Below are 22,051 nucleotides of genomic sequence, written 5' to 3' on the forward strand. Positions count from 1 at the left end.
ATGACCGCCACCCGTACCGAAACCGACAGCTTTGGCCCGCTGGAAGTTCCCGCTGACAAATACTGGGGCGCCCAGACGCAGCGTTCCATTATCAACTTCCCGATCGGCTGGGAACGTCAGCCGGTGCCGATCATCCGGGCGCTGGGCGTCATCAAGAAGGCCTGCGCGCTGGTGAACAAGGCGCAGGGCGACATGCCTGCCGAACTGGCCGACGCCATTGCCGCCGCCGCGACCGAGGTGATCGAGGGCAAGTTCGACGACAACTTCCCGCTGGTGGTCTGGCAGACCGGCTCGGGCACCCAGTCGAACATGAACGCGAACGAGGTGATCTCGAACCGCGCGATCGAGATGCTGGGCGGCGTGATGGGGTCGAAGAAACCCGTTCACCCGAACGATCATTGCAACATGGGCCAGTCCTCGAACGACACCTTCCCGACCGCGATGCACGTCGCCATCGGGATGCTGGCGCGTGACGTGCTGCTGCCGGGGCTGGAAAAGCTGCATGCCGCGCTGGCTGCCAAGGCCGAGGAATTCAAGGACATCATCAAGATCGGCCGCACCCATACGCAGGATGCGACTCCGCTGACGCTGGGTCAGGAGTTCTCGGGCTATGCCAAGCAGGTGGAGCGCGGGATCGAACGGGTGAAGATGTGCCTGCCGCATATCTATGAGCTGGCGCAGGGCGGCACCGCCGTCGGCACCGGGCTGAACACCCGCGTGGGCTGGGACACCCGAGTCGCCGCGCAGATCGCGGAAATCACCGGGCTGCCCTTCGTCACCGCGCCGAACAAGTTCGAGGCGCTGGCAGCGCATGACGCGATGGTCATGTTCTCGGGCGCGCTGAAGACGGTGGCGGCGAGCCTGTTCAAGATCGCAAACGACCTGCGGCTGCTGGGTTCGGGCCCGCGCTCTGGCCTGGGCGAACTGATCCTGCCTGAGAACGAGCCGGGCTCCTCGATCATGCCGGGCAAGGTGAACCCGACACAGGCCGAGGCGCTGACCATGGTCTGCGCCCACGTCATGGGCAATGACGCCGCCGTTGGTTTCGCAGGTTCGCAAGGGCATTTCGAACTGAACGTCTACAACCCCATGATGTCCTACAACGTGCTGCAATCCATGCAGCTTCTGGGCGATTCGGCTTCGGCCTTCACCGACAACATGGTGGTGGGCACGCAGGCGAATGTGGCGCGCATCGACAAGCTTATGAAGGAAAGCCTGATGCTGGTGACGGCGCTGGCACCGACCATCGGTTACGACAATGCCACCAAGGTTGCCAAGACCGCGCACAAGAACGGCACGACGCTGAAGGAAGAGGCGATCGCGCTGGGCTTCGTGGACGAGGAAACCTTTGACCGTGTGGTGCGCCCCGAGGACATGATCTCGCCGAAAGGCTGAGGACCGGCCGGGCGCGCGAGCGTCCGGCGAAAACGCTCCGGTGGAGCGTTTTTAGGTTCGGACGCCCGCGCGGGCCGGGCGTGGATAGGGCGGAGCGCCTTGCATTCCACGCGAACCGCGAGAAAATGGAGCCGGGGCCATGCCCCGGCCCTGTCAGGAGGAAACCATGGCCGAAGTCGTGAACCTCAATCGCTTCCGCAAGGCCAAGGCCCGCGCCGAAGCCCGCGATTCCGCTGATGCCAATGCCGTGAAGTTTGGCCGCAGCAAGGCGCAGAAGGCGCGCGAGGCGGCGGACGCCGAACGGGCGCGGGCCGAACTGGATGGCAAGAAGCGCGAGACGGATCAGGATTAACCCCGCATTAAATCAGGTCTGAGAGGATCGGTGGCGGAGGTGCCCGATGATCCTGACCCGCATTGCCCCAGACGCCGACCGATGGATCGTGCAGCTGTTTTCTGCCCGTGCGGTGGCGGAAGGCGGCATCATCCGTCGCAGTGCCGCCGATGTGGACCGGCTGATCGGCCGTGACCGCCTGCTGCACGAGGTGCGACGACGCGGTTACCGGCTGGTGGAAAACGCCGGGCAATTCGTGATCTTCTGCAACCGCGACCCGATCCGGCTCTTGCACTGACCGCGCAACCGGGCGCAAATTTCTTGCGAAGAAATTTGCAAATCTTTTGCCGCAAAAGATTTGTCCCAAGCCCCGAGGTGCCCGTGATGTCCGCCCGTCCTGCCAAGCATTCCCTGACGCTGCGGGGGCATCGCACCAGTGTCTCGCTGGAGGCCGAGTTCTGGCAGGGGTTCCGCGAGCTTGCCAGCGTGCGGGAGATGGGTCTCAATGAACTGGCGGCGGAAATCGACGCGGGGCGCGAGGGTGATATCGGCCTTGCCTCGGCCATCCGGCTGGCGGTGTTGCGGTATTACCGCGATCGCGGCTGATGGTTGCACCTGCCGCGTCATGCGTTAGCCTCCGCCGGGAAGGAGACCGAAATGACGCAGCAGACCACCGTTTATCTGGCCGACTACCGCCCCTACAGCCATCCGCTCGACCAGGTGGAGCTGACCTTCCGGCTGGACCCGCAGGCGACGCGGGTGCGGGCGCGTCTGCATTTCAGCCCCGATCCGGCGCGCAGCCCCGGCGCGGATTTGCGGCTGGATGGCGAAGGTTTGCGGCTGATCCGGCTTGCACTGGATGGCACCCAACTGGATTGCCAGCCCGATGACACCGGCCTGACGCTGCCCGCCGCGCTTCTGCCCGCCTCGCCCTTCGTGCTGGAAACCGAGGTCGAGATTGCGCCCGAGGGCAATACCGCGCTGGAGGGGCTTTACATGTCGAACGGCATGTATTGCACGCAATGCGAGGCGGAAGGCTTTCGCAAGATCACCTATTACCCCGACCGCCCGGACGTCATGGCGCGGTTTCATGTGCGGATCGAAAGCGATCTGCCGGTGCTTCTGTCAAACGGCAATCCGGCGGGGCAGGGAGCGGGCTGGGCGGAATGGCATGACCCCTGGCCCAAACCTGCCTATCTGTTCGCGCTGGTCGCGGGCGATCTGGTGGCGCTGCCTGATCACTTCCTCACGGCCTCGGGCCGTGAGGTCGCGCTGAACATCTGGGTGCGCGCGGGCGACGAATCGCGTTGCGCCTATGCGATGGACGCGCTGAAACGCTCGATGCGCTGGGATGAGCAGGTCTATGGTCGTGAATACGATCTGGACGTGTTCAACATCGTCGCTGTGGACGATTTCAACATGGGCGCGATGGAGAACAAGGGGCTGAACATCTTCAACTCCAAGCTGGTGCTGGCCAGTCCCGAAACCGCGACCGACACCGATTATGAACGGATCGAGGCCGTGATCGCGCATGAATACTTTCATAACTGGACGGGAAATCGCATCACCTGCCGCGACTGGTTTCAGCTGTGCCTGAAAGAAGGGCTGACCGTGTTCCGCGATCAGCAGTTCTCGGGCGACATGCGGTCGCATGCGGTGAAGCGGATCGAGGATGTGCAGGCACTGCGCGCGCGCCAGTTCCGCGAAGATCAGGGGCCGCTGGCCCATCCGGTGCGGCCTGACAGTTTTGTCGAGATTAACAATTTCTACACTGCCACCGTTTATGAAAAAGGGGCCGAGGTCATCGGCATGCTCAAGCGTCTGGTGGGGGATGCGGATTACGCCCGTGCGCTGGATCTTTACTTTGCGCGCCATGATGGCGAGGCGGCGACGATTGAAGACTGGCTGAAGGTGTTCGAGGATGCGACCGGCCGCGACCTCGGGCAGTTCAAGCGCTGGTATACCGAGGCGGGCACCCCGCGCCTGACGGTGGAGGAGGAGTGGAAAGACGGTCTTTATTCACTGACGCTGGAACAGCATCTGCCGCCGACGCCGGGGCAGCCGGAAAAGGCGCCCAAGGTCATTCCTGTGGCGGTGGGCCTGCTGAACCCGAATGGCGACGAGGTGCTGCCGACGAAGGTGCTTGAACTGACCGAAGCACGGCAGAGCTTCCGCTTCGAGGGGCTTGCCAGCCGTCCTGTCGCCTCGATCTTGCGCGGCTTTTCGGCGCCGGTGGTGCTGGACCGCGCTGTCAGCACGGCCGAACGTGCCTTTCTGCTGGCGCATGACACCGACCCGTTCAACCGGTGGGAGGCCGGGCGCGCGCTGGCGAAAGAGGTGCTGGCCGATCTGGCGGAGGGAGCTCCGGCTGTTGGCCCCGACTGGCTGGAGGCGTTGGTGCGGCTGGTTCAGGACGACAGTCTTGATCCCGCGTTCCGTGCGCTGGCGCTGCGCCTGCCGGGGGAGGATGACATGGCCGCGACCCTGGCGGCCGCGGGCAAACAGCCCGACCCGGCAGCACTCCATACCGCCCGGCGCCGCATGGCGGCGGCTCTGGCCGAGGCACTGGCCCCAGCCCTGCCCAGATTGATGGAGGCGACACGGATCACCGGAGTCTTCTCGCCCGATGCGGTTCAGGCGGGCAAGCGGGCGCTGCACAATGCCTGCCTTGCGTTGCAAACCCTGTGTGACGGTGGCGCGGCCGCCGAGGCGGCCTTTGCCGCTGCGACCAACATGACCGACAGCCTTGCCGCGCTTGCCGCATTGCTGGAAATTGGCCGGGGTCAGCCGCAGCTTGACGCCTTCGAGGCGCGCTGGCGTCATGACCGGCTGGTGATGGACAAATGGTTCATGGTGCAGGTGCTGCATGCGGCACCTGACCAGACTGCGCGAACGGTCGAACGCCTGACCGCGCGCGCCGATTTCGACTGGAAGAACCCCAATCGCTTCCGCGCGGTCATCGGTGCGCTCAGCGCCAATCACGCGGGCTTCCATTATCGGGATGGCGCGAGCTACCGGCTACTGGCCGACTGGCTGCTTCGGCTGGACCCGAAAAACCCGCAGACAGCGGCGCGCATGTCCACCGCCTTCGAAACCTGGCGACGCTACGATTCGGGACGTCAGGGGCTGATCCGGGCCGAACTGGCCCGCATCCTTGCCGCCCCCGGTCTCAGCCGCGATCTGGGCGAGATGGCAATGCGGATGGCGGGCTGATTTCATACTGACCCCAATATCCCTATGGGGGTGCGGAACGCCGCATAAGGGGGGGCAGGCAGCCCCCCTGAGGCCGGATCAACCTTTTTGGCAGTAGATCTGCTGGCTGATCCAGTCACGCATCTCGGCGCGCTTGTCGGATTTGCGGAACGGCATCCAGTCGCGCCCAATGCCGCGGTTCCCCCCGCCGACTGCCATGCCGTCACGTTCGACATGATAGGCCATCATTTCCACCGCGCAGTCGAGATTGGCGGTGCCATTCTTCAGCGCGGCACCAGAGGTGGCATCGCAGCCGTAGTTGCGCGCCGAGCGGGGCGAGATCTGCATGATGCCAAAATACTTGCCACCGCCACCGACCGCAGCAGGGTTGTGGCTGCTTTCATATTTGCCGACGGCCGAAATCAACCCGGCCCAGAAAGCGCGGCGCTGCGGCACAGGCGCGTCGGCATAGGCGGGGCACCAGTTGTCGATGTCGGAGGGCACGCGGTCTGCCAGAGCCTTGTCCTCCTGAGCCACCGCCAGCAGGGTGTTGGCGGTCCATTCGGCGGCTTCGGGACGGTGATCCCAGCGCATCGGAGGTGGCGTGGCTGCGCGCGAGACCATCTGTGCGGCTTCGGTCGTGCAGCCTGCCAGAGCCAGCGCAACAAAAGCGCCCTGCATGCCCCGGATGATCGCAGTTTTCCCCAGCATCCCTTGCCCAAGGTGGCATCGCCCCCAGCGGCGACAGACGCTATTTGCCTGCGCAACTGCCCTTCGGGCAAGCGCGGCGTGTTGACATGCGCGAAAATCCGCCCGCAGCGCCTTGCCGCGCTGCGCGGCGCTGCCTATGAAGGGGGCAAGATTGCAAGGGGAAACCGATGCTCGACCTGACCTATGAAGCGCCGAAACCGAAGGTGATCGCCGGGGCGAAACACGACTGGGAACTGGTGATCGGGATGGAGATTCACGCCCAGGTTTCCTCGAACGCCAAGCTGTTCTCGGGCGCCTCCACCGCCGTAGGGGCGGAACCGAACAGCAATGTCAGCTTCGTTGATTGCGCCATGCCGGGCATGCTGCCGGTGATCAACGAATATTGCGTGGAACAGGCGGTGCGCTCGGGGCTGGGCCTCAAGGCCGCGATCAACCTGCGCTCGGCCTTCGACCGCAAGAATTACTTCTACCCGGACCTGCCGCAAGGCTATCAGATCAGCCAGCTTTATCACCCGATCGTGGGCGAGGGCGAAGTGCTGGTGGAAATGGGGCCGGGCGTGGCACGTCTGGTGCGGATCGAGCGCATCCATCTGGAGCAGGACGCCGGCAAGTCGATTCATGACATGGACCCGAACATGTCCTTTGTCGATTTCAACCGCACCGGCGTGGCTCTGATGGAGATCGTCAGCCGCCCTGACATCCGCGGACCCGAGGAAGCGGCGGCCTATGTGTCCAAGCTGCGCCAGATCCTGCGCTATCTGGGCACCTGCGACGGCAACATGCAGAACGGCAATCTGCGCGCCGATGTGAACGTGTCGGTCTGCCGCCCTGGTCAGTATGAGAAGTATCAGGAAACGCAGGATTTCTCGCATCTGGGCACGCGCTGCGAGATCAAGAACATGAACTCGCTGCGCTTTATCCAGGCCGCGATTGATTACGAGGCCCGGCGCCAGATTGCCATTCTGGAGGATGGCGGTTCGATCACGCAGGAAACCCGGCTTTACGATCCTGACAAGGGCGAGACCCGGTCGATGCGCTCCAAGGAAGAGGCGCATGACTATCGCTATTTTCCCTGCCCGGACCTGCTGCCGCTGGAAATCGAGCAGGCATGGGTCGATGACATCGCCGCGCGGATGCCGGAACTGCCGGACGCCAAGAAAGCGCGCTTCATGGGCGATTTCGGTCTGACTGATTACGATGCGAACGTCCTGACCGCCGAACTGGATTCGGCAGCGTTCTTTGAGGCCGTGGCGCAGGGGCGTGACGGCAAGCTGGCGGCGAACTGGGTCATCAACGAGTTGTTCGGCCGACTGAACAAGGAAGGCCATGCCATTGGCGACAGCCCGGTCTCGGCTGCGCAACTGGGCGGTATGCTCGACCTGCTGTCGAAGGGCGATATCACGTCGAAAATGGCCAAGGATCTGTTTGAAATCCTCTGGACCGAAGGCGGCGATCCGGCCGAGGTGGCGGCGGCGCGTGGCATGAAGGCCGTCACCGATACCGGCGCCATCGAAAAGGCGCTGGACGATCTGATCGCGGCCAACCCGGCGCAGGTCGAAAAGGCCAAGGTCAATGCCAAGCTTGCCGGCTGGTTCACCGGCCAGGTGCTGAAGGCGACCGGCGGCAAGGCCAATCCGGCGGTGGTGAACGAGATGGTGGCCAAAAAGCTCGGGCTTTGACGCAAGTTCTGGTAGATTGGAAAGGGGCGGATACCAGATCCGCCCCTTTTGCTTTTCGATCACAGCCATCGGCTGCTTTGTGCCGGATTCTCTTTGAATTGCTTGGAGTTGCGCGCGGAATCTGACATTCTGCGCGAAGTTTGCGGGAGGCACGCATGCAGCAGTATGAATTCAAGGTCATTCCGGCACCGCGCAAGGCCGACAAGGTCAAGGGGCTGAAATCGGTCGAGGACCGTTTCGCCCATGCGCTGATGCAGCTGATGAACCGGCTGGGCGCCGAGGGCTGGGATTACGTCCGCGCCGATGTCCTGCCCTGTGATGAACGGGTGGGCCTGACCGGCAAAGCCACCAACTTCCACAACATGCTCGTGTTCCGCCGCCCCGTGGCGGCCGAGGTCGTGACCGCCTTGCCCGAAGTGGCCGAGGTAGCCGCCGCCAGCCCGGCCCGGCTGAGCACGCAGGTTCAAGAGGGGCGTGCCCCCGTCGTCGGCCCGGCGCGGGGCGAGGAAAAGCCTGCCGAAAAGACCGAAATCGCGGCCGAGTGATCAGCCGCGCGCGGCGGCCAATGCCTCTGGCAGGGCGGCCGCGAAAGTCTCCAGCATCGTCGCCGGGCCACAACTGACACGGATACACCGGTCATGCGGTGCGACGAAGGGCATGCGGATGAAAACGCCGCGCGCCGCCAGTTCGCGCACCACCGCGCGGGCGAAATCGCCATTGGCGCCGCAGTCGATGGTCAGGAAATTGGTGGCCGAAGGCAGGGAGGTCAGGCCGTTCGCGCGCGCGATATCGGCCAGCCGGGCGCGCGCCGCCGAGACCTCGGTTCGCACATGGGCGAGCCAGTCCTGATCGGCCAGCGCCGCCAGCGCCCCGGCCTGCGCAATCCGGCCCATGCCGAAATGGTTGCGCACCTTGTTGAAGGCCGAGATCAGCCCCGGCGCCGCGATGGCATAGCCGACACGCAGCCCGGCCATCCCGTATCCTTTTGAGAAGGTGCGGAACCGGATCACACGCGGGTCATCGGCGTCGATCTGTGCCTCGGTCCCCGGCGGCGCGAGGTCGATATAGGCCTCGTCCAGCACCATCAAGACGCCCTCGGGCAGCCGCGTTACCATATCGGCAATCACGGCGCCGGGGTGGTGCGAGCCCATCGGGTTGTCGGGATTGGCGATATACAGCAGTTTCGGCTGAACCTCCGACGCGCGGGCCAGCAGCGCCTCGGGGTCTTCGTGGTTGCCGGTATAGGGCACCTTGTGCAGCACCCCGCCATAGCCCGCGACGTGAAAGTTGAAGGTCGGATAAGCGCCGCCCGAGGTGACGACGGCATCGCCAGGTTCCACGACCAGCCGCACGAGATAGCCTAGCAGCCCGTCGATCCCTTCGCCCACCACGATATGATCCGGCGTCACGCCATGATGCGCCGCCAGCGCCACGCGCAGATCGTGGTTTTCCGGGTCGCCATACATCCAGACCTCCCGCGCCGCCGCCGCCATGGCCGTGATGGCGCGGGGCGAGGGGCCGAAGGCGCTTTCATTGGCACCAAGGCGCGCGGTGAAGGGGTGGCCCGAGGCACGTTCTGCGGTTTCCGGGCCGACGAAGGGCACGGTGGCAGGCAGCGACTGGACGAGCGGGGTGTAACGCGGGGTCTGGGTCATGGCGGCATATCAGCCGGAAACCGGCCGCCCCGCAAGATCAGCCTTTCAGGAAAGCGCGCCGCGCCTCTTCTGCCATGGCCTGCCGCATTTGCAGATCGGCCAGCACCCGCATCGCCGCCTTGCGTTCGTCCGCATCCGTCAGGCTGGCAAGATGCGCCTGCTGTGCAAGCACCTGCTTTTTCAGGGTGATTTCTTCGGGCAGCGCACCGGCCTCGGCCATGATACGAAATCCCACGGCCTCGCCCGCGGAAACGAAGGCATCGCCGGGACGTTCAGGCAAAGGGTGACCCTCGCCCTTCAGGCCCGAAAGCTGCCCCTCGGCCCGGGCTTTCAGCATCATCCGTTCAGCAATGCGGTTCAACCATGACATAGGCCGAATCTGCACACGCACGGCCGTGAAGGCAAGGGCTGCGACAAAGGGTTGCACCCGGCGCCGAATGGGGGCGATATGGCGGCATCCCCGGAAACCCGTTGCCCGAGGCGTGCCCGTGATCGAACGCAGACCGACTTTCGCCCCCTTCGCCAACCCCGACTTCCGCCTGTTGTGGACCGCGACGGTGATTTCGCAACTGGGCGGGCTGATCCAGACGGTCGGGGCGGGGTGGCTGATGACCTCGCTGACCTCGTCACATCAATTGATCGCGCTGGTTCAGGCATCGAACACACTGCCGATCATGGTGCTGTCGTTGATCGCAGGGGCACTGGCGGACAATTTTCCGCGCCGCATCATCCTGATCTGGGCGCAGGTCTTTCTGTTCACCGCCTCGGTGGCGCTGTCGGTCGTGGCCTTCTGGGGCACGATGACGCCCTGGCTTCTGCTGTCCTTCACCTTCCTGATCGGCTGCGGCACGGCGCTTTACAACCCGTCCTGGCAGGCCAGTATGGGCGATATCGTGGAACGCGAGGATCTGCCGCAGGCGGTCAGCCTGAACTCCATGGGGTTCAACATGATGCGTTCGGTCGGGCCGGCCATCGGGGGGGCGGTGGTGGCGGCGTTCGGTGCGGCGGCGGCTTTCGCGTTGAATGCCGCCAGCTATCTGCCGCTGCTGGGTGCGCTGATGCGCTGGCGCCCGGCCTATCCCGAACGGCGGCTGCCGCGCGAATCCCTGCGGGCGGCGCTGTCCTCGGGGCTGCGTTATGTGGCCATGTCTCCGAATCTGATGCGGGCCATGGCGCGGGCCGGTTTGTTCGGCTTTGGGGCCTGCGCGGTGCTGGCGCTGCTGCCGATGGTGGCGCGTGACCTGCTGCACGGCACCGCGCTGACCTATGGTATCACGCTGGGCGCTTTCGGCTTGGGTGCCATTGGCGGGGTGATGCTGAACGGGCCGCTGCGGGCGAGGCTGAGGAATGAAAGCATCGTGCGCGGTGGCTGTCTGGTCTTTGCCTTGGGGCTGGTCGCGCTGGGGCTGAGCCGCAGCCTGTGGCTGACCGCGCCCGCGCTGCTGATCTGCGGCGGTGCCTGGGTGATGGCGCTGTCGCTGTTCAACGTGACGGTGCAGCTGTCCTCGCCGCGCTGGGTGGTGGGGCGGGCGCTGTCCTTCTACCAGACGGCTGCCTTTGGCGGCATGACGGTGGGCGCCTGGGTCTGGGGGGCGGTCGCGGATGCAGGCGGCGTCAGCCTTGCGCTTTACATCGCGGCAGGCGCACTGGTGTTGGCCGCGTTGTCGGGTCTGTGGCTGGCGGTGGGCGAGTTCGGTGGGCTTAGCCTTGATCCCGTGGGACCGTTCAACGCGCCGCCCCTGCGGCTGGATCTGCGCGGGCGGTCGGGGCCGATCATGGTGATGATCGACTATCGCATTGCCGAAGAGGATGTGACGGAGTTTCTGGCGGTGATGCAGGAACGGCGGCGCATCCGGCGTCGGGATGGTGCGCGGGCCTGGGCGCTGCTGCGTGATCTGGAAGATCCGGACATCTGGGTCGAAAGCTATCACGTTGCCACATGGGTCGAATATATCCGGCATATCGAGCGGCGGACGAAGGCCGATCTGGCCAATCTGGAGCGGCTGCATGGCCTGCATCGCGGACCGGGCAAGCCGGTGGTGCATCGGATGATCGAGCGGCACAGCATCCCGCAGCCGGGAGAGATGGTGTTGAAACCGGGGCCGGATCTGCCGTGACGGCGGTGGGGGAACTGGTTGCGTGAAAAGGGAAGGGGGGCTGTCTGCCCCCCTCTGCGCCTTGCGGCGCATTCACCCCCTGAGGATATTTTCCGACAGAAAATGCCTCAGCCGATCTCAGCCAGACGGGCGACGGCGGCGGCGACCTTGGCGGCCTCGTCTTCGCGGGCGTCCAGATTGGCGCGGGCCTCGTCCACCACCTCTTCCTTGGCGGAGGCGATGAACTTCGGATTGTCGAGCCGCGCCTTCAGCCCCGCGATTTCTTTCTGGAGTTTCTCAAGCGCCTTCACCAGCCGCGCCTTTTCGGCGCCGATGTCGATGATGCCTTCCAGTGGGATGGCAAAGCTGGCGCCCTCGGCCGCGATGGACAGCGCACCTTTCGGGGCGGTGGCGGCATCCGTCAGGCTTTCGATGCGGGCGAGGCGCTTGATCAGCACTTCGTTGCGATTCCAAGCCGCGCGGGCGGCGGCATCCATGGTCAGTGCCAGCATGTCGAGCTTCAGCCCGACCGGCACATGCATCTGCGTGCGGGCCGAGCGGATGTCGTCGATCAGCCCGGTGACCCAGGTCATTTCGCGGTCGGCGTCAGTGTCGATCAGTTCGGCGCCGAAGCACGGCCAGTCGGCATGGATCAGCATGCCGTCGCGCAGGCCGGTGGTGGACCAGAGTTCCTCGGTGATGAAAGGCATGAAGGGATGCAGGAGGATCATACACTGATCCAGCACCCAGCCCATTGTCGCGCGCGTCTCGGCCGCCTGATCGCCGTCGAACAGCGGTTTGGCGAATTCGACATACCAGTCGCAGACCTTGCCCCAGACGAATTTGTAAAGCACGTCTGCCGCCTGATCGAAGCGGAAATCATTCAGCGCCGCGTTGACCTCGGCCAGCGCCTTGGCGGTTTCACCGATGATCCACTTGTTCGCGGTGGCACTGGCCTGCGGGGCGGCGGTTTGCGTCGCGTGGCCATCCCAGACGCCGTTCATCTCGGCGAAGCGGCAGGCGTTCCAAAGCTTCGTGCCGAAGTTGCGGTAACCGGCGATGCGCTGGGTATCAAGCTTCAGAACGCCACCAAGCGAGGCCATGGCGGCATTGGCAAAGCGCAGCGCATCGGCGCCGTATTCGCCGATGATTTCCAGCGGGTCGATGACGTTGCCCAAGGATTTGGACATCTTCTTGCCCTTGGCGTCGCGCACGAGGCCATGCAGATAGACGGTGTGGAAGGGGATGTCCTCCACCACCGCCAATTGCATCATCATCATGCGGGCGACCCAGAAGAACAGGATGTCCTGGCCGGTGACCAGAACGCTGGTCGGAAAATAGCGCGCCAGTTCCGGGGTCTGTTCGGGCCATCCCAGTGTGCCGATGGGCCAGAGGCCGGAGGAGAACCAGGTGTCAAGCACATCGGCATCGCGCCACACCGGATATACCAGATGCGTCGGGTCTTGCGTCAGGTTGTAATCGGCCAAAGCTTTCGCCAGCGCCTCGACCGCCGCATCGCGGTTTTCCACCTCGACCACGCGGGCGTGGTTCAGCGGCGCGGGCAGGGGGGCAAGGTCATCCATGAAGCGTTGGGCCACGGCCTGAAGGTCATGGGCGCAGTGATAGACCGGATCGGCATGGTTGAAGGCGCCATCGGCGAGCAGGCGGAACAGCTCCACCTCGTCCAGCGCATTGTCGCCCTCGTCATCGCGGAAGCCGGTCGGCCAGACATCCAGCCCATACCACACCGGGATCTGGTGACCCCACCAGAGCTGACGCGAAATGCACCAGGGTTCGATATTCTCAAGCCAATGGTAATAGGTCTTTTCGCCCGATTCCGGGATGATCTTGACCTTGCCCGAGCGCACCGCCTCCAGCGCGGGTTCCACGATCTTCGCGGTATCCACGAACCACTGGTCGGTCAGCATCGGCTCGATCACGACTTTCGAGCGATCTCCGAAAGGCTGCATGATCGGTTTGTTCTCGACCACCGGTTCCAGCCGCAGATGCTCCGATCCTGTTTCCGGGTCGGTTTCGCGGATCATCACGGTGACAGCAAGGCCGATGGCATTGATGTCGGCGATCACCGCCTTGCGCGCCTCGAACCGATCCATGCCGCGATATTTCTCGGGGACGAGGTTCAGGCTGTCCACTTCGGATTCATTGGTGGGCGAACCGGCCGCGATTTCGCGGGCGCGGATCACCGCCTCGGCATAGGGCGCCCCGTCGGCGCGCATCCGGCCACGGGTATCCATCAGCCGGTAGCAGGGCAGGCCCGCGCGCTTTGCGACCTGATAATCGTTGAAATCATGCGCACCAGTGATCTTCACCGCGCCCGAGCCGAAGTTCGGATCGGGGTATTCATCGGTGATGATCGGGATCAGACGGTCGCACAGCGGCAGTTTCACCATCTTGCCGACGATGGGGGCATAGCGCGTATCCGAAGGATGCACCGCCACCGCGCCATCACCCAGCATGGTTTCGGGACGGGTTGTCGCGATGGAAATGTAGTTCCGCTTCTCGCGGAAGGTCACATTGCCGTCTTCGTCCTTCTCGACATACTCATAGGTCTCGCCGCCCGCGAGTTCGTATTTGAAATGCCACATATGGCCCGCGACCTCGATATTCTCGACCTCAAGGTCGGAAATCGCGGTTTCAAAATGCGGGTCCCAGTTCACGAGGCGTTTGCCGCGATAGATCAGGCCCTTGCGATACATATCGACAAAGACCTTGATCACGGCATCGTGGAAATTGCCGGCTTCGCCTTCGGGCGCGCCGGGTGCGCCGGACATGGTAAAGGCTTCGCGGTCCCAGTCGCACGAGGCGCCAAGCCGCTGCAACTGACCGATGATCGTGCCGCGCGATTTGACCTTCTGCTGCCAGACCCGTTCGAGGAACTTCTCGCGCCCCATTTCGGCGCGCGAGGGTTCCTGGTTCTTCGCCATTTCGCGTTCTGTCACCATCTGGGTGGCGATACCCGCGTGATCGGTGCCGGGTTGCCAGAGCGTGTCATCGCCACGCATGCGGTGCCAGCGGGTCAGGATGTCCTGCAACGTGTTGTTGAAGGCATGACCCATATGCAGGCTGCCGGTCACGTTGGGCGGCGGGATCATGATGGAGAAAGCAGGCGCACCCGGCTTGGCATTGGCACCGGCCCGTCCGGCCTTGCCGTCGATCCATTGCTTTGAAATGCGCGCTTCGGCCTCGGTGGCGTTGAAGGTCTTTTCCATCGGCATGATCGTTCCCCTTTTCGTTGCCAAGGGATGTAGCCAATGCGCCGCCCGAGGGGAAGGGGCGCGACGGCCGGTTCCGGCCGCCGCGCGCGTTTTCCGGCTGTGGCTCAGGCGCCGCCGACCAGCGCGAAATGCGCGCCGCGGCTGTCCTGCGCCATGCAGATGAAGGCGCCGCCGGGCACCTCTTGCGGGCCATGCAGCACTTGGCCGCCCAGTTCGGTAATCTGTGTCATCGCGGCCTTGATCGAAGGCGCACCGAAATAGGGCAGCCAGTGCGAGGGCACCCCCTCGCTTTGCAGCCGCATCATGCCGCCAATGTCGCGGCCCTCGCGGGCGAAAAGCTGGTAATTGCCCATTTCGCCCATCGGCATGGCGGTTGAAGGCGTCCAGCCCAGCAGTGCGGTATAGAAGGCAAGGCCCGCCTCGGGGTCCGTGCTGTGCAATTCGTGCCAGTTGCCGTGGCCTTGCTTCATCTGATCGAAGGCCGCGCCCTGCTGCCCCTCCAGCGGTTGCAGCAGGCCGAAGGCGGCGCCCTGCGGATCGACGACAATGGCAAAGGTGCCGGTGCCGGGGATCGGCTCGGGCGCGCGGAACACCTTGCCGCCGAGCGCGGTCACCTTGTCGCAGGCAGCGGCACAATCCTTGACCGCGAAATAGACCATCCAGAATTCCGGCATCGGCGTGTCGGGTTCCATCATGCCCGCCACCATGGCACCGTCGCGCAGGGCCAGGATGTAGGAAAACCCTTCCATCCCGGCATCCTGAAAGTCCCATCCCAGAAGCGGGCCGTAAAACGCCTGCGACCGGGCGGCCGCGCCAGTGGTCAGCTCATACCAGCAGGGGGCGCCATGTGTGTTCATTTCGTGGCTCCTTCCATCAGCAGCGGGGTAAAGCCGCCGAAGATCATGCGTTTGCCATCAAAGGGCATATTGGCGAATTCGGCCGGATCTTCCTCGGCCAGCTTCATCATCTTCTCGTAGGCGCGGCCACGGGTTTCCTTGTCGGGCCAGATCATCCAGCACAGCACCACGGTTTCATCCTCTTTGGCCTCGACCGCGCGCAGGAAATCGGTCTGTTTGCCGGGCGGCACATCATCCCCCCAGCCGACGACCAGCGACAGCGCGCCTTCATCGCGGAAGTAAGGCCACCATTTCGCTTCGTGGTCGCGGTAGATCTCGCGGTCTTCGGTTTTGACCGGAATGACGAAACCGTCAATGTAAGCCATGCGTGCACCCTCCAGACACTTGCAGGGCCAAGGGTGGCGGGTGTAGTTATGAAAAGCAACTAAAAGTTATATAAACTAACCAAGAGGCGCGATGTCATCGGGGCGAAGCTATGAGGAAGGCTGTATCGCGGCGCATGCGCTGGATCTGATCGGGGATCGCTGGGCCTTGCTTGTGGTGCGCGAGATGATGCTGGGCCCGCGCCGCTTCGGTGCTTTGCGCGAGGGGCTGCCGGGGATCAGCGCCAATGTCCTGACCCAGCGGCTTGAGGGGCTGGAGGCGGCAGGCGTGGTCGCGCGCGAACAGATGCCGGAACCCGCAAAGGTGCAGCTTTACCGGCTGACCGAGGCGGGGCTTGGTCTTTGGCCGGTGCTGCGGGCGCTGTGCATCTGGGGCGCGCGCCAGCCGGGGCACGACCCGCGCCTGTTCATCAGCCCGAGCGCGCTGATGCTGTCGATGCGCGCCACCTGCGCAAGGGCGCGGGCGGCCGAGCACCGGGTGGCGATGCGTCTGGGGGAGGAGAGCTTCACCATCCGCACCGGGCCGGGCCGCTTCAAGGTGGAGCGCGGTAATGGCCCCGCCACCTTGCAGTTCAGCGGCGGCACCAATGCGATGGCGGCAGCGGTCTATGGCCCGCAGCCACTGACTGTCACGGCGCAGGGCCTGATCGGGTTCGAGGGCGACCCGGAGGAAGGACAGGCCTTCTTCGACCTGTTCGCACTCCGCTGAGGCTGGGTGCAAAAGTTTTCAGGAAAACTTTTGCAAATTTCTTCGGAAAGAAATTTGCGTCAGGCACAGCCGTCGTCACACCGCCCGGTCGAATTTTGTGGACAGATGGATCAGGCTTTCGGAACTGACCACACCGGTCAGCGCCCCGATCTGGTCGAGCACCTGATCAAGCACTTGCGTCGAAGGCGCGGCCACCTGCAACAACAGGTCATAGCGGCCCGAGGTGGTAAAGACCCGTTCGATTTCGGCAATCGACTTCAGCCGGGTCAGAATCGCCGCCTGCGCGCGGGGTTCGATGGTCAGCAGCACGCTGGCCCGCAACCGGCCCTGCCGCGCCGCTTCTCCCAGTTTCAGGGTATATCCGGCGATGACGCCCGTGGTCTCCAGCCGCTCCAGCCGGGCCTGCACGGTGGAGCGCGCTACCTTCATGCGCCGGGCCAGTGTGGCCACTGACATGCGGGCATCCGCCCCCAGCAGCCCGATTATGTTGCGATCCAGTTCGTCCATGCAATTCGCCCGGCTATTTCGTCATTCTGTCACCGATACACTAAGTTTTTGTAGTTTTCATCGGTGAAGTTGTGCCCCATATGCGCATTCCACGTTTTCAGGAAAAGGGCGGCTCATACGCACCTGGCCTGGTTGTAATGACCGCGCAGGTGCTGGCTCCCGGTGGGAACCGGGCAATGGCCGCTTGCGTTCTGTTGGCAGAAGGGACACGCCGATGGGACTTTCCAAAACGATCTGGTCCAACCCGACCGAATATATCCGCACCGTTCAGCCGGAGAATCCGGTGCTGTTTTTCTCGCCTGCCGTGTTGCAGGCGGCAGCACGCCGGTTCATCGACGGCTTTCCGGGCATGGTGACCTATGCCGTCAAGACCAACCCCGCCGATGTGGTGATCGAGAATCTCTCGGCCGCCGGGGTGCGTGGCTTTGACGTGGCCAGCCCGAACGAGATGCGGCTGGTGCGGCGCATCGCGCCGGATGCGGCGATGCATTACAACAACCCCGTGCGCGCCCGCGCCGAGATTGCGGTGGCGGTCGAGATGGGGGTGAAAAGCTATTCCGTCGATTCGTCCTCGGAGCTGGAGAAGCTGATCGAGATGGTTCCGGCCGAAGGCTGTGAAATCTCGGTGCGCTTCAAGCTGCCCGTGGCGGGCGCGGCCTATAACTTCGGCGCGAAGTTCGGCGCGACGGTGGAACTGGCGGCGGAACTGCTGAAGCGGGCGGCCGAGGCGGGGTTCATCCCCTCGCTGACCTTCCATCCCGGCACGCAATGCACCGATCCGCATGCGTGGGAGGCCTATATTCGCTCTGCAGCCGAGATCGCGCAGGAGGCTGGCGTGACCGTGGCGCGGCTGAACGTCGGCGGCGGCTTCCCGAACCACCGTCTGCAAGCTGTCGTGCCGCAGATCGAGGAAACCTTTGATCTGATCGACCGCGTGGCGACCGAGGCTTTCGGCGACCAGCGCCCGATGCTGGTGTGCGAGCCGGGCCGGGGCCTCTGTGGCGATGCCTTCACGCATATCGCCAAGGTCAAGGCAGTGCGCGACGGGCAGCATGTGTTCCTGAACGACGGGGTCTATGGCGCGCTGGCCGAGCTGCCGCTGGTGGGCGTGATCGACCGGATCGAGGTGGTGGATGCCGTCGGCAAGCGCCGTGACAGCGAACTGGCCTCGCGCATCGTCTTTGGCCCGACCTGCGATTCGGTGGACCGGATTCCGGGCGAGCTGATGCTGGCCGAAGACATCGCCGAGGGCGATTATCTGGTTATTCACGGCATGGGTGCCTATTCGCTGGCCACCAACACCCGCTTCAACGGCTTTGGCGAACTGACCATTGCGACGGTGCTGTCGCTGAAGGTCTGATGGCTGCCGCTGTCTTTCAGGACGGTTTTTCAAAACATCGCGCGCCCGGCTGGACTTGTCCCGCCGGGCGTTTACCATTCCGTTGACAGCACAAGGGGATGACGATGTTTGGCAAGGCGCAGGGGCGGCTGGAGGATCAACGGTTTCTGACCGGCGCGGGGCGCTATGTCGATGACATCGTGCCCGAAGGCGCGTTGTGGGTGGCCTTCCTGCGCAGCCCGGTGGCGCATGCGGAAATCCGGTCGCTGGATGTAACGGCGGCAGAGGCGGCGCCGGGGGTTGCGCTGGTCCTGACGGCAGAGCGGCTGGCCGGGGCGGGAGTCGTTCTGGGCATGCGCGGCTATCGCGTGGCGCAGCCCGACGGCAGCAAGGGCGCCGGACCGGAGCGGCCGGTTCTGGCGCTGGGACGGGTGCGGCATGTCGGCGAGGCGCTGGCCATGGTGGTCGCGGAAACCCCCGATCAGGCGCGCGACGCGGTGGAGATGATCGAGGCCGACCTGCGCGATCTGCCGGTTGCGCTTTTCCCCGAGGGCGGGCCGACCATCCACCCTGAGGCACCGGGCAACCATGCCTTCACCCACGAGCAGGGCGATGGCGGGGCGGTCGAGGCGGCACTGGCTGCCGCCGCGCATCGCATCCGGTTTACCACCCGCCACAACCGTATTGCCCCGGCGTCGATGGAGCCGCGCGGTGCCTGGGCCGAATGGGATGGCACCCGGCTGCATCTGTCGGTGAACGGGCAGGGCGTCTGGGGCCAGAAGGCAGAGCTTGCCCGCCAGCTTGGCCTGCCGGCGGATGCCGTGCGGGTGACCAACCCCGATGTCGGCGGTGGCTTCGGCATGAAGGCCATGCCCTACCCGGAATATATCTGCCTTGGTGCCGCCGCGCGGATACTGGGCCGTCCTGTGCGCTGGATGGCGGATCGTGGCGAATCCATGTTGTCCGACAATGCGGGCCGTGATCTGGAGGCGACCTCGGAACTGGGTTTCGACGCCGATTTCCGGCTGGTGGCCTGCCGCGTCAATCTTGTGTCAAACCTTGGCGCCTATAACTCGCAATTCGGGCAGGGCGTTCAATCGGAGATGTTTGCCAAGGTGCTGAGCGGGGTCTACGACGTGCAGGCGGTGCATTTGCGGGCGGAGGGGATCTATACCAACACCACCCCGGTCGATGCCTATCGCGGCGCGGGGCGGCCAGAGGCGATCCTGACGCTGGAACGCGCCATGGATGCCGCCGCGCGGGAGCTTGGCCTGTCACCCGAGGATCTGCGCGCACGCAATGTGATCCGGCAGTTCCCTTACAGCTTCTGGAATGGCGAGGTGATCGACAGCGGCGATTTCCCGCGTTTGCTGGCGCGGCTGGCGGCGGAATCGGATGCCACCGGGTTTGCCGCTCGGCGGGCGGATTCGGCGGCGCGCGGCTTGCTGCGCGGGCGCGGCATGGCGCTTTATGTCGAGGCGATCATGGGCGCGCCTGAGGAAACCGCCATGGTGGAATTCACCGAAACCGGGGTGATCCTTTACGTTGGCACACAGTCGAATGGGCAGGGGCACGAAACGGTCTATACCCGCATGCTGGCCGATCTGACCGGCCTGCCGGAAAGCGCCATTACCGTGGTGCAGGGCGACAGCGACCGCATCGCACGCGGGGGCGGGACCGGCGGCTCCCGCTCGGTCACCGTGCAGGGCACGGCGATGCGGGCGACGGTCACCACCATGACCGATGCTTTTGCGGCCTGGCTGGCCGAACGCGAAGGCGTGCCGTTCCGCTATGCCGATGGCGTGCTGAAGGCCGAGGGGCGCAACCTTGCCTTCACTCTGATCGAAGTTGCCGATCAGGCGCGCGCCGCAGGTCGGGCCGACCTGCTGCGCCATTCCGCGACGACCAGGCTGGAGGGGCGCAGCTTTCCCAATGGCGCCCATGCCGCCGAGGTGGAGATTGACCCCGAAACCGGCGCGCTGCGGCTGGATCGTTATACGGCGGTTGACGATTTCGGCACACTGATCACGCCGGAGCTGGTGTTGGGGCAGGTGCAGGGCGGGGTGGCACAGGGCTTTGGTCAGGCGGTGATGGAGGAGACGGTTTTCGACGCGCAGGGGCAGTTGCTGACCGGCAGTTTTATGGATTACGCGCTGCCACGTGCCTCGGACCTGCCGTTCATCCGCTTCGTCTCGGAACCGTCACCAACGGCCACCAACCCGTTGGGAATGAAGGGCTGTGGCGAGGCAGGGACGGTGGGTGCCCTGCCGGTGATCGCCAATGCGGTGGCCGATGCGCTGGCACCGCTGGGCGCGCGGGTCGAAATGCCGTTTACCCCCGCGCGGATCTGGGCCGCGCTGGCGGAGGCGCGCGATGCGTCTGATTGACCGCCTGCGCCACTGGCTGCGTCGTCATCCGGTGGTGCAGACCGATCCACCTGACCCGCCGCCGCCCGGTGCACGGCGTGGGGTGGTGGACCATGTGATCATCCTTGACGGCACGCTCGCCTCGCTGGAGCCGGACAGACACAGCAATGCGGGCTTCGCCTATCTCTTGCTGCGCGAACCGGCGCCGGGCAATCGCCGATCAGTCTATTATGAACCCGGCCTGCAATGGCAGAACTGGCGGCAGACGCTGGATGTGATGCAGGGGCGCGGTATCAACCGGCAAATCCGCCGCGCCTATGGCTATCTGGCCAGCCACTACCGCCCCGGTGACCGTATCTTCCTGATGGGCTATTCCCGCGGCGCCTATGCGGTGCGCAGCCTTGCGGGGGTGATCGACCGGGTGGGCCTGCTGACCCATGACAACGCGACCGAGCGCAATGTGACGCTGGCCTATCGCCATTATGAACGCGGGCCGGACAGCGCGGCGTCACGCGCCTTCGTGACCCGCTTCTGCCATTCTGCGGCTCCGATCCAGATGCTCGGGGTCTGGGATACGGTCAAGGCGCTGGGCCTGCGGTTGCCGGGGCTGTGGATGCTGACCGAACACCGCCACGCCTTCCACAACCACCAGCTTGGGGCCTCTGTCCGTCACGGCTTTCACGCGCTGGCGCTGAATGAAACGCGCGAGGTGTTCGAGCCGGTGCTCTGGACCTGCCCGCCGGGATGGGAGGGCAATGTCGAACAGGTCTGGTTTCGCGGCAGCCATGGCGACATCGGCGGGCAGATCGGCGATTTCGAGGCCGCGCGCCCGCTTGCCAATATCCCGCTGGTCTGGATGCTGGAACGGGCAGAGGCTTGCGGACTGGCGCTGCCGCTCGACTGGCGCGCGCGGTTTCCCTGTGATCCGGCAGCACCGATGGTGGGCACATGGCGCGGTTTCGGTGGGGCTTTCCTGTTGCGTCGCCCCCGGATCATCGGGCGCGACAGATCGGAAAGGGTTCACCCGACGGCGCTGTCATCGGTGCCAAAGCGCGCGGGCTTCTGGCGCCGGGCTTTCACGCCATGATGATGCAGGTCGTCGATCCGGTGGCATAGACCCGGCCATCCTCAACCCCGCGGATCGTGCCATGCGAGACGGCGGTAGAGCGGCCCGCGTGATCCAGCAAAGCCTCGGCCTCCACTTCCATGCCAACAGGCAGGGCGCGGGTGATATTCACCTTGTATTCCAGTGTCGTATACCAGCGTCCCTTGGGCACGCCTGTCATCACCGCGCAGCCCAGAACGGTATCCAGAACCGTGCCATACCAGCCGCCATGCACCCCGCCAAACGGGTTGGTGTGCTGGAACCCGGCTGTGCCGCGCAGCAGCACACGGCCTTGCTCGACATGGGTGATGCGATAGCCGGTCAGGGCGGCGATCGTCGGATGCGGCAATTCGCCCGCCAGCATCTTCTGCATGAAGTCCAGCCCCGACATCGACAGCAGGGTTTCGCGGCTGGGAAGATCGGCGGCGGTGCGGGCGATGGGGGGCATATCGGTCATGCGCAAGTTCTGGCAAGCTGCGGCCGGGCTGTC

Annotated in this window: 20 protein-coding genes; 12 read left to right on the top strand and 8 right to left on the bottom strand. The window is 64.7% G+C overall.

Going from position 1 to position 22,051, the window contains the following annotated elements; all coding sequences use genetic code 11:
* The 5 genes from fumC (at position 1) to pepN (ending at position 4,939) form a co-directional block, all read left to right on the top strand.
* The gene (gene fumC, locus D2N39_RS10120; protein ID WP_108128293.1) at positions 1-1,395 is read left to right on the top strand and encodes a class II fumarate hydratase; all 1,395 of its coding nucleotides are present in this window, start codon (positions 1-3) and stop codon (positions 1,393-1,395) included.
* Between the two features lie 166 nt (positions 1,396-1,561).
* On the top strand, positions 1,562-1,747 hold the full coding sequence (locus D2N39_RS10125; RefSeq protein WP_119134702.1) for a DUF4169 family protein: 186 nt from the start codon (positions 1,562-1,564) through the stop codon (positions 1,745-1,747).
* Positions 1,748-1,793: 46 nt separating this feature from the next.
* Positions 1,794-2,024 carry an N-(5'-phosphoribosyl)anthranilate isomerase gene (locus tag D2N39_RS10130; RefSeq protein ID WP_119134646.1) on the top strand — a complete coding sequence of 77 codons (231 nt, stop codon included), beginning with the start codon at positions 1,794-1,796 and terminating at the stop codon, positions 2,022-2,024.
* An 86-nt stretch (positions 2,025-2,110) separates the two neighbouring features.
* Complete coding sequence (locus D2N39_RS10135; RefSeq protein WP_119134647.1) at positions 2,111-2,332, top strand: ribbon-helix-helix domain-containing protein; 222 nt, start codon at positions 2,111-2,113, stop codon at positions 2,330-2,332.
* A gap of 51 nt (positions 2,333-2,383) precedes the next feature.
* Entirely contained in the window at positions 2,384-4,939 is a 2,556-nt protein-coding gene (gene pepN, locus D2N39_RS10140; RefSeq protein ID WP_119134648.1) for an aminopeptidase N, read from the top strand.
* Between the two features lie 78 nt (positions 4,940-5,017).
* Here the strand turns inward: pepN and D2N39_RS10145 are convergent, their stop codons facing one another.
* Positions 5,018-5,629, bottom strand: a complete 612-nt coding sequence (locus D2N39_RS10145) for a transglycosylase SLT domain-containing protein (RefSeq protein ID WP_233557107.1) — start codon at positions 5,627-5,629, stop codon at positions 5,018-5,020.
* Between the two features lie 167 nt (positions 5,630-5,796).
* On the opposite strand from D2N39_RS10145, the gene gatB reads away from it, so the two are divergent.
* Together gatB and D2N39_RS10155 are read left to right on the top strand one after the other, a co-directional pair.
* Positions 5,797-7,308: an Asp-tRNA(Asn)/Glu-tRNA(Gln) amidotransferase subunit GatB gene (gene gatB / locus D2N39_RS10150; RefSeq protein ID WP_119134649.1), complete on the top strand. Its 1,512-nt coding sequence runs from the start codon at positions 5,797-5,799 to the stop codon at positions 7,306-7,308.
* A gap of 155 nt (positions 7,309-7,463) precedes the next feature.
* Positions 7,464-7,853, top strand: coding sequence for a DUF4177 domain-containing protein (locus tag D2N39_RS10155; protein WP_119134650.1), 390 nt, complete (start codon positions 7,464-7,466; stop codon positions 7,851-7,853).
* Here the strand turns inward: D2N39_RS10155 and D2N39_RS10160 are convergent, their stop codons facing one another.
* Complete coding sequence (locus D2N39_RS10160; protein ID WP_119134651.1) at positions 7,854-8,963, bottom strand: pyridoxal phosphate-dependent aminotransferase; 1,110 nt, start codon at positions 8,961-8,963, stop codon at positions 7,854-7,856.
* Between the two features lie 37 nt (positions 8,964-9,000).
* Positions 9,001-9,333: a DnaJ family domain-containing protein gene (locus tag D2N39_RS10165; protein ID WP_119134652.1), complete on the bottom strand. Its 333-nt coding sequence runs from the start codon at positions 9,331-9,333 to the stop codon at positions 9,001-9,003.
* Positions 9,334-9,451: 118 nt separating this feature from the next.
* Here D2N39_RS10165 and D2N39_RS10170 point away from each other — a divergent pair, with 118 nt between their 5' ends.
* A complete protein-coding gene (locus D2N39_RS10170) occupies positions 9,452-11,080 on the top strand; it encodes an MFS transporter (RefSeq protein WP_407645551.1) in 1,629 nt (542 codons plus the stop codon).
* A 107-nt stretch (positions 11,081-11,187) separates the two neighbouring features.
* On the opposite strand, the gene D2N39_RS10175 is transcribed toward D2N39_RS10170, so the two are convergent.
* The 3 genes from D2N39_RS10175 to D2N39_RS10185 all read right to left on the bottom strand — a co-directional run bounded on the left by D2N39_RS10175 (position 11,188) and on the right by D2N39_RS10185 (position 15,517).
* Positions 11,188-14,295, bottom strand: a complete 3,108-nt coding sequence (locus D2N39_RS10175) for a valine--tRNA ligase (RefSeq protein ID WP_119134654.1) — start codon at positions 14,293-14,295, stop codon at positions 11,188-11,190.
* Between the two features lie 104 nt (positions 14,296-14,399).
* The gene (locus tag D2N39_RS10180) at positions 14,400-15,152 is read right to left on the bottom strand and encodes a VOC family protein (RefSeq protein WP_119134655.1); all 753 of its coding nucleotides are present in this window, start codon (positions 15,150-15,152) and stop codon (positions 14,400-14,402) included.
* Positions 15,149-15,517 carry a DUF1428 domain-containing protein gene (locus tag D2N39_RS10185; protein WP_119134656.1) on the bottom strand — a complete coding sequence of 123 codons (369 nt, stop codon included), beginning with the start codon at positions 15,515-15,517 and terminating at the stop codon, positions 15,149-15,151. Before D2N39_RS10185 ends, D2N39_RS10180 begins: the two co-directional genes overlap by 4 nt.
* A gap of 91 nt (positions 15,518-15,608) precedes the next feature.
* On the opposite strand from D2N39_RS10185, the gene D2N39_RS10190 reads away from it, so the two are divergent.
* Positions 15,609-16,244 carry a winged helix-turn-helix transcriptional regulator gene (locus tag D2N39_RS10190; RefSeq protein WP_119134657.1) on the top strand — a complete coding sequence of 212 codons (636 nt, stop codon included), beginning with the start codon at positions 15,609-15,611 and terminating at the stop codon, positions 16,242-16,244.
* 75 nt (positions 16,245-16,319) lie between these two features.
* Here the strand turns inward: D2N39_RS10190 and D2N39_RS10195 are convergent, their stop codons facing one another.
* Entirely contained in the window at positions 16,320-16,751 is a 432-nt protein-coding gene (locus tag D2N39_RS10195) for an Lrp/AsnC family transcriptional regulator (RefSeq protein ID WP_054301830.1), read from the bottom strand.
* A 214-nt stretch (positions 16,752-16,965) separates the two neighbouring features.
* Here D2N39_RS10195 and D2N39_RS10200 point away from each other — a divergent pair, with 214 nt between their 5' ends.
* The 3 genes from D2N39_RS10200 (at position 16,966) to D2N39_RS10210 (ending at position 21,543) form a co-directional block, all read left to right on the top strand.
* The gene (locus D2N39_RS10200) at positions 16,966-18,111 is read left to right on the top strand and encodes a type III PLP-dependent enzyme (RefSeq protein ID WP_119134658.1); all 1,146 of its coding nucleotides are present in this window, start codon (positions 16,966-16,968) and stop codon (positions 18,109-18,111) included.
* A 98-nt stretch (positions 18,112-18,209) separates the two neighbouring features.
* Positions 18,210-20,477 (top strand): xanthine dehydrogenase family protein molybdopterin-binding subunit, encoded by a 2,268-nt coding sequence (locus D2N39_RS10205; protein ID WP_119134659.1) that lies wholly within the window; start codon positions 18,210-18,212, stop codon positions 20,475-20,477.
* Complete coding sequence (locus tag D2N39_RS10210; RefSeq protein WP_119134660.1) at positions 20,464-21,543, top strand: DUF2235 domain-containing protein; 1,080 nt, start codon at positions 20,464-20,466, stop codon at positions 21,541-21,543. Before D2N39_RS10205 ends, D2N39_RS10210 begins: the two co-directional genes overlap by 14 nt.
* Here D2N39_RS10210 and D2N39_RS10215 read toward each other — a convergent pair.
* Positions 21,533-22,009 (bottom strand): PaaI family thioesterase, encoded by a 477-nt coding sequence (locus D2N39_RS10215; protein WP_119134704.1) that lies wholly within the window; start codon positions 22,007-22,009, stop codon positions 21,533-21,535. The two genes, D2N39_RS10210 and D2N39_RS10215, sit on opposite strands and share 11 nt — an antisense overlap.
* Positions 22,010-22,051 lie beyond the last annotated feature (42 nt).

The sequence above is a fragment of the Gemmobacter lutimaris genome (assembly GCF_003570715.1).
In the GTDB taxonomy this organism is placed as follows: domain Bacteria; phylum Pseudomonadota; class Alphaproteobacteria; order Rhodobacterales; family Rhodobacteraceae; genus Gemmobacter; species Gemmobacter lutimaris.